Origin of the sequence: Arthrobacter sp. Bi26 (assembly GCF_918697925.1) — a bacterium.
GTDB lineage: Bacteria > Actinomycetota > Actinomycetes > Actinomycetales > Micrococcaceae > Arthrobacter.
In genome coordinates, this window is record NZ_CAKKMF010000151.1 from 1 (window position 1) to 6,809 (window position 6,809).

10 protein-coding genes are annotated in these 6,809 nt (G+C 66.2%); 6 read left to right on the forward strand and 4 right to left on the reverse strand.

Features of this window, described 5'->3' with window-relative positions; all coding sequences use genetic code 11:
• The first annotated feature begins 43 nt into the window (after positions 1-43).
• Entirely contained in the window at positions 44-844 is an 801-nt protein-coding gene (locus LQV16_RS22480) for an SGNH/GDSL hydrolase family protein (RefSeq protein WP_229996069.1), read from the forward strand.
• A 10-nt stretch (positions 845-854) separates the two neighbouring features.
• Here LQV16_RS22480 and LQV16_RS22485 read toward each other — a convergent pair whose 3' ends face one another.
• The gene (locus LQV16_RS22485) at positions 855-1,142 is read right to left on the reverse strand and encodes a YciI family protein (RefSeq protein ID WP_229996064.1); all 288 of its coding nucleotides are present in this window, start codon (positions 1,140-1,142) and stop codon (positions 855-857) included.
• A gap of 103 nt (positions 1,143-1,245) precedes the next feature.
• On the opposite strand from LQV16_RS22485, the gene LQV16_RS22490 reads away from it, so the two are divergent.
• Together LQV16_RS22490 and LQV16_RS22495 are read left to right on the forward strand one after the other, a co-directional pair.
• Positions 1,246-1,725: a MarR family transcriptional regulator gene (locus tag LQV16_RS22490; RefSeq protein ID WP_229996065.1), complete on the forward strand. Its 480-nt coding sequence runs from the start codon at positions 1,246-1,248 to the stop codon at positions 1,723-1,725.
• A 74-nt stretch (positions 1,726-1,799) separates the two neighbouring features.
• Positions 1,800-2,561 carry an SGNH/GDSL hydrolase family protein gene (locus LQV16_RS22495; protein ID WP_229996066.1) on the forward strand — a complete coding sequence of 254 codons (762 nt, stop codon included), beginning with the start codon at positions 1,800-1,802 and terminating at the stop codon, positions 2,559-2,561.
• A gap of 9 nt (positions 2,562-2,570) precedes the next feature.
• On the opposite strand, the gene LQV16_RS22500 is transcribed toward LQV16_RS22495, so the two are convergent.
• From LQV16_RS22500 to LQV16_RS22510, 3 genes are read right to left on the reverse strand one after another with little or no spacing between them, the layout of a single operon-like run.
• Positions 2,571-3,323 (reverse strand): FAD:protein FMN transferase, encoded by a 753-nt coding sequence (locus LQV16_RS22500; RefSeq protein ID WP_229996070.1) that lies wholly within the window; start codon positions 3,321-3,323, stop codon positions 2,571-2,573.
• Between the two features lie 40 nt (positions 3,324-3,363).
• Positions 3,364-3,867, reverse strand: coding sequence for an FMN-binding protein (locus tag LQV16_RS22505; protein ID WP_229996067.1), 504 nt, complete (start codon positions 3,865-3,867; stop codon positions 3,364-3,366).
• Positions 3,864-5,306 (reverse strand): ferredoxin reductase family protein, encoded by a 1,443-nt coding sequence (locus tag LQV16_RS22510; RefSeq protein ID WP_229996068.1) that lies wholly within the window; start codon positions 5,304-5,306, stop codon positions 3,864-3,866. Before LQV16_RS22510 ends, LQV16_RS22505 begins: the two co-directional genes overlap by 4 nt.
• A 505-nt stretch (positions 5,307-5,811) precedes the next feature.
• Between LQV16_RS22510 and rpmB the strand changes: the two genes are divergently transcribed.
• The 3 genes from rpmB to rpsN are packed head-to-tail and all read left to right on the forward strand — an operon-like array spanning position 5,812 to position 6,525.
• Positions 5,812-6,048 (forward strand): 50S ribosomal protein L28, encoded by a 237-nt coding sequence (rpmB, locus tag LQV16_RS22515; RefSeq protein ID WP_011693744.1) that lies wholly within the window; start codon positions 5,812-5,814, stop codon positions 6,046-6,048.
• Positions 6,048-6,215, forward strand: coding sequence for a 50S ribosomal protein L33 (gene rpmG, locus LQV16_RS22520; protein ID WP_003798558.1), 168 nt, complete (start codon positions 6,048-6,050; stop codon positions 6,213-6,215). Before rpmB ends, rpmG begins: the two co-directional genes overlap by 1 nt.
• Before the next feature lie 4 nt (positions 6,216-6,219).
• Positions 6,220-6,525, forward strand: coding sequence for a 30S ribosomal protein S14 (rpsN, locus tag LQV16_RS22525; protein ID WP_026266887.1), 306 nt, complete (start codon positions 6,220-6,222; stop codon positions 6,523-6,525).
• Positions 6,526-6,809: the final 284 nt, after the last annotated feature.

The following is a 6,809-nucleotide window of genomic DNA, read 5'->3' on the forward strand; positions in this document are numbered from 1 at the left end:
TCCTTTGCTTCCGGATCGAGGTGGGCGGCGGGTCTTCGTTGCCTTGGGGGATTCCTTCACCGAGGGCGTGGGGGACTACGATCCGCGGTTCCCGAACGGCGTGCGGGGCTGGGCGGACCGGGTCGCGGAAAAGCTGGCCAAAGCGCAGCCGGGGTGGGAGTACGCCAATCTGGCCATCCGCAGCAAACGGCTGCGCCACATCATCACCGAACAGCTCGGTCCCGCCCTGGCCATGGAGCCGACCCTCGTCACCCTGTACGCGGGCGGCAACGACATCCTGGATTTCGGCACCGACATCGGCTCCCTCATGCAGGACTACGAGACCCTGGTGGCTGCGCTCGCCGGCACAGGGGCAACCTTGGTGCTGTTCACCGGCTTCGACGTCAAGGTCTCCGCGCTGCTGGAGCCGCTGAAGAAACGCAACGCCTTCTACAACCGGCGCGTCCGCGAGATCGCCGGCCGCTACGGCGCGGTGCTGGTGGACTACTGGTGCTTCGACGCATTCCATGACCCGCGGATGTGGGATTTGGACCGGCTGCATATGTCCAAGGCAGGCCACAAATACCTTGCCTCACAGGTCCTGGACCACCTCGGCGTGCCCCACAAGATCAAGCCCAAGGAGTGGGAGCCGCAGGTGAAACCGGGCTGGCGGGAGTGGGAACGCCGGCAGCGCCGCTGGGTCCACGACTGGGTGCTGCCCTTGTTTGGACGCAAGCTCCGCGGCGTCACCCTCGGCGACCAGCTCCGGCCGCGCTGGCCCGAACCCGTGAAGGTCCCGCGCAAGGGTGGCCTGAAGAAGCTGCTGCAGAATCAGCGCGACGGCAGCCAGGCGGGCGCCGGGTAGCCGCCAGGGCTCAGCTGTCCAGCAGGTTTTCGTAGCCCGGAGCCACCCTGTTGGCGTGGAACTCCATGACTTCGAAATCAGCCACACCATTGACGTAGAAAGGGTCCTTGGCCAGGGAAGCGTCAAGGCTGGCCCGGTCCGCGTTGGAGAGCAACAGGCCGCCGGTGCGGGGGATTTTGCGCCCAGCGACCATGAAGACACCCTCGTCGAAGGCCGTCTGCAGCCACGTCACGTGCGCCGAAAGATGGAACTCCACAATGTCGTCGGGGACCTTGTATGTCAGGGAGACTACGTACATGCGGCCAGCCTACCGGTAGCAGGCCGCGGACAGGCGGGAACTTTTCTGGAATTCCCCAGCCTGAAGTTGAATCGTCAAGCTTCCAGTCTCCTAGAATGTAGCCATGACCGAACCCCGCTGGCTCAACGCCGACGAACGCCGGGCCTGGCTTGCCCAGCTCAGCATCAACACCATGCTGCCAGCAGCCCTGGACACCCAGCTCCATGCCGCGGGCAAGCTTTCCCTGTTCGACTACAACGTGCTGGCGATGCTCTCCGAGGCCGAGGGGCGCTTCCTGCCCATGAGTGAGCTCGCGGCGCGCACCAGCGCCTCCCTGTCCCGGCTCTCCCATGTGGTCACCAAGCTGCAGAACCGCGGCTGGCTTGAGCGCCGGCCGCACCCCGGCGACGCCCGCGTCACCACGGCGCACCTGACCGAAGCCGGCATGGAGACGATTGTGAAGCTCGCCCCGGGCCACGTGGAGGCCGTCCGGTCGCTGTTCCTCGACGCCTTGAGCCCCCAGGACGTCGCGGACCTGGCCCGGATCGGCGAAAAAATCGTCGGCCGGCTCGACGACGACCACTGGATCCTGCGGGACAGCTAAGCGCGACGCTGACTGCGCCGCCGTCGGGCAGCCCCGTCTTTGTTGCTCGCGGCAACTGCTGGCAGACTTGAACCATGGATTTCACGTCCCGCTATGTAGCCCTTGGAGACTCCTTTACGGAAGGCGTCGGCGACGACGACCCCACCCGGCCCAACGGCGTCCGGGGCTGGGCGGACCGGGTGGCAGAGGGGCTCGGCGCTGCCGATCCGGGCTTCGGGTACGCGAACCTTGCCATCCGCGGCAGGAAACTCCGCCAGATCATGGCCGAACAGGTGGATGCCGCCGTCGCACTCCAACCCACCCTGGTTAGCATCTACGCCGGCGCCAACGACATCCTCCGGCCCAAGGTCGACATCGATGACCTGCTGGCCGAGTACGACGCCGGGGTCCGCAAGCTCACGGCCACCGGCGCCACTGTGGTGATGTTCACCGGCTTCGACGCGCGGGGCTCCAAAATTTTCGGCACCATGCGCGGCCGCACAGCCATCTACAACGAACTGGTTCGCGGCATCGCCGGGGACCACGGCGCCCTGCTGGTCGACTACTGGCGTTTCAGCGAGTACTACGACTGGGGCATGTGGGCCACGGACCGGATGCACATGTCCGCCGCCGGCCACGCGAACATGGCCAAGCGCGTCCTCACGGTCCTGGCCCACGAGCACTCGATAGACGTCCCGCCCATGACTCCGGTACCTGAACTGAGGCGTGTGGACGCCATCCGTGCGAATGCCCGATGGGTCCGTGAATTCGCCGGCCCGTGGGTTGTCCGGCGCGTCACCGGCAAGTCGTCCGGCGACGGCCTGGAGCCGAAGTACGGCCAGCTAACCCACCTCTAGAACGGCAACCTAGTCGCGGAATCCCGGCGTTGCGAGCAGTTCCCCGGTCCGGCGGACGGCGAGCACATCGATGTCCCAGCCGTCAGTGGCCCGGTGCAGCATCGCGGTCCCGCCCGCAACGATCGCCGTCGCGAGCACATCGGCCGTGACAATGTCGGCCGCGGCCACGGAGACCTGGGCGAACTCGACTCCGCGGCAGCCCGCAGTCCAGATGTGGTCACCCCGCTCCGCCGAGCCCGACGTCGCAAGGGCCCGCCGGGTGCCTGGCCCGCCCAGTCCGTAGGCGGAAAGCAGCGCCGAGCGGTCCAGCGGATCAACGACGCCGGCCGCCCACGAAGCTCCGCTGCCTGGCACCGGCGAGCCCATCACCAGCACATCACCGCCGGCATTCAGGCACCAGTCAGTGATCCCCCGGCTTCGCAGCGCCTCACCGGCCTGCCCGATCGCGTGGCCCTTGATGATCCCCGAAAGGTCCAGCACGCCGTCGGGCCGTTCCGGGGAGAATGAGCCCTCCGTCATGAGCCGCCAGCTGAGCGCCTCCGCGTAGCGGTCCCGCATCCCGGCGGATGAGTCCCGAAGAGAAAGCTCCCCGCGGGCTAGCCGGCTGGCCTCCGAATCGGGGCGGTACAGGCTGAAGGTCTCATCCGCGCGGGCAAACACCCGTTCGACGGCGGCAGCTGTGGCGTCGAGCTCGCGCTCCCCGTCCCCCGCTATTCCCGGGACGGCCCCGGCAGGAACGGTCAGGCTGATGACGGTGCCCATGGAGCCAAAGGTCCTGGCCTTCAGGGCAGAGCCGCCCAGCTTAGAGGTTGGCTGCATCGAGGGCCGCCTGCAGGGAGTTCAAGTACGCGTCGGAAGTCACCGTGGCACCGCTGATGGTCTGCACGTCCGCGGATTGGGATTGGAGCACCTCGGCGCGCAGGAGCGGGGCCGCCCGGTTGCTGATTTGCACGGACCTGCGTTCAGCATCGGTCAGCTGGAGCGCCGTGACGTCAGTGATCTTTCCGGCCTGCACGGTGATCTGCACCTGGACGGAGCCGAACCGGGTCTGGACGACTGAGCCGGCGTACGTCCCCACTGCCTTGGCCGAGGCCCCCGTGGTGCCCGAGGCGCCTGTAGTGCCCGCGCCCGACGAGCCGGACGAAGCCGTTGAGTCGTCCGGGCCGAGCGCTTCGGCGCCGGTGGTGCCAGTCGCCGCGCTCGCGACGGAGCTGCTTGTATCGGCTGTGTGGACGCCCGACTGCCAGCCTGCGATGAGGATGCCGGCGGAGGCCAGGGCTGCTGAAACGGCTGCGCGGGTTCTCACCAGTCGAACCTTTCGTAGTGGAGTTGGTCTTCCCGGACGCCGGCGGCGCGGGCGTCCTCAAGCACGCTTTGCGCCCAGGCGGCCGGGCCGCAGACGTAGACATCTGCATCGGCGACGTGCGGGTCAAAACTGGCCAGCCGGTGGCCGGCACGCGCGGAACTCTCCGGCAGCCAGGTCCGGACGCCGGCCGGGCGGGAGCCGGTCAGATGGAAGAGCGTGGCTCCCCGCTGCCGGCAGAGGTCGAGGATTTCTTCGCCCAGGTAAAGCTCGGATTCGCTGTGGCCGCGGAGAATGACAGTGGCGTTCCCGGGCTGGAATGGCGTGCTCTCCAGCAGGGCACGGATCGGGGTAATGCCAATCCCGGCACCGACCATGACCACGTGGTTGCGGCTCCGCGCGGCCGTGCTGAACAGCCCGTACGGACCCTCCAGCGCCACCTTGGTGCCGGGCCTGAGTGACGCGAGCTGGGCCGAACCCGCGCCCAGGTTGCGGACCGTGATCCTCAGCGTCCCTTCGCCGGCGGCGTCGAAACTGACGGGATCGGCGGACAGGCTGAACGGATGCGGGTGCCACCACAGTCCGGGAGCCAGAAACCGCCAGATAAAGAACCGGCCACCGCTGCCTGCCAGCTGGTCCAGGCGCAGGCCGGACATCTCGATGCTCACCACTCCGGGGGCCACCCGTACCACCCGCCTGACGGTCAGCTGGTGCCTGAACGTTGCTGCCAGCGGCTGGGCCACCCGGTAGTAGAGCAGGGCGGCGCCGGTTCCGATGCACAGTGCCAGCCAGTACCAGCGCTGCCAGGTGCCTTCGGCAAAGAGGCCGCCCACACTGAACTGGTGGGGGAGCGCGGTCAGGACCGCCACGTACGTCAGGAGGTGGACGGCGTACCAGAATTCGTACGGAAACCGCCGTCGGACGGCTACCAGGGAGGTGACGACGACGGCGATGAACAGGAGCATGGAAATGTAGGCCAGCCACATGTCCGGCACGAGGACCCACAGCGCAACCGCCTCGCTGACAGGATCCAGCCCTTCCGCCATGCCGTAGCCGATCGCAATCAGGATCCCGTGCGCGAGCAGCAGGTACAAGGCAGGCTTGCCCAGCTTGCGGTGGAACTCAAGGGCGCGGTCGTGGCCGACTGTGAGGTCGATGAGCGGGATACGGGCCGCCAGAAGCAGCATGAGAAGCACCAGGTCCATGCCGGCGAGGCCGGCCACAATCCCCAACGCGGTGAAGGAGCCGGCTGGAGTCGAGAAGCCGGCCATGCCGCCGTCGGCCAGCCACAAAGCGATGGCGCCCGCCAGGGACGCCCAGAAAAGAACCGTCAGCAGATCCGCTCTCAGCAACCGCCGCCGGTGCTGCCCCCTGAAGGGGTTCACAGCGCCACGGGAGCTGCGGCGAACCTCGGGTCGGCTCGTCAGAAGTTGTGTGTTCATGGACCCAGAATCGCCTCGCTGCCTATCATTTGGCTGTGAAATTGCTTCGTCGGGCATATGACCTCGGAGGGTTCCGGCCCACTGCCCGGGCTGGCCGACGGCTGCTGCCCTATACACCATTCAGTGACGGATTGGTCTTTAATTCGCCGAACTCGTAGACTTGGTAGGCGCTAGGTGGCGCGGAGCGTGCGCAATTGCTCCGGTTGGCAGGACCCGTGAAGAGAAATCGACGGTCTTGGAGGCCGGTAGTTAGGGGCTCAAGTTGCGCGCATTCCTGTATTCGCCCAGCATCCCGGCACTTCGCAATGGCTGTCCAACGGACCGCCATCGTCAGGTGCCCGTGGCCCACAATCTTCGCCGCAGTGAGGAAACCAGACGGTTTGCGCCGTCTGCCTGAATCCCGCGGACCCGGTGATTGGGGCGGGAGCCGGATGCGGACGCCGCCCAACGCACGGTCAGCGGGAACTCCGTTAGCCGTTTCATTTATTTTTTGAGGAGAGTCGTCATGGCAGCACACTGCCAGGTGACCGGAGCCGAGCCGGGCTTTGGACACAGCATTTCGCACTCGCACCGTCGCAACAAGCGCCGGTTCGACCCGAACATCCAGAAGAAGCGCTACTGGGTTCCGTCCCTGCGCCGCAACGTCACGCTGCAGGTCTCTGCTCGTGGCATCAAGACCATCGACGTACGCGGCATTGACGTAGTCGTCGCCGCCATCCTGGCACGAGGAGTGAAGCTCTAATGGCAAAGGATAAGGACGTACGTCCGATCATCAAGCTGAAGTCGACCGCGGGCACGGGCTACACCTACGTGACGCGCAAGAACCGTCGTAACGACCCGGACCGCCTGGTTCTGAAGAAGTACGACCCCAAAATCCGCCAGCACGTCGAATTCCGAGAGGAGCGCTAAACACATGGCTAAGAAGTCAATGATCGCTAAGAACGAACAGCGTAAAGTCATCGTCGAGCGTTACGCTGCAAAGCGCCTCGAACTGAAGAAGGCTCTGGTTGATCCCAACTCAACCGACGAAGTACGCGAAGCTGCTCGCCTCGGCCTGCAGAAGCTTCCCCGCAACGCCTCTCCGGTACGTCTGCGTAACCGCGACATCATCGATGGCCGTCCCCGCGGTACCTTCCAGAAGTTCGGCATCTCCCGTGTTCGCTTCCGCGACATGGCTCACCGCGGTGAGCTCCCGGGCATCACAAAGTCTTCCTGGTAATTCAGCACTCCTGAAGCCAGTGGCTTGAAGAAGGGCCGGCAACCGTTTGGTTGCCGGCCCTTCTTGCGTTTAACGCCTGGGAGCGAATGCCGGGGCGCGAATTCCTGGGTGCCAATCGAGGGCCCGGCCGCGGGGCCTGGCCGCGAGCGGCGGGGGTGTTCTTTCGGTGGTGCCGGCGGCGGTGTTGTTGGCTGCGGTTGGTGCTGTGGTGATGCAGTGCACAGTTCCGGGTTGGGGCGGAGGGGGGGGTGTTGGGGTGTTTTTGGGTGGTTGTGGCCTGGGGT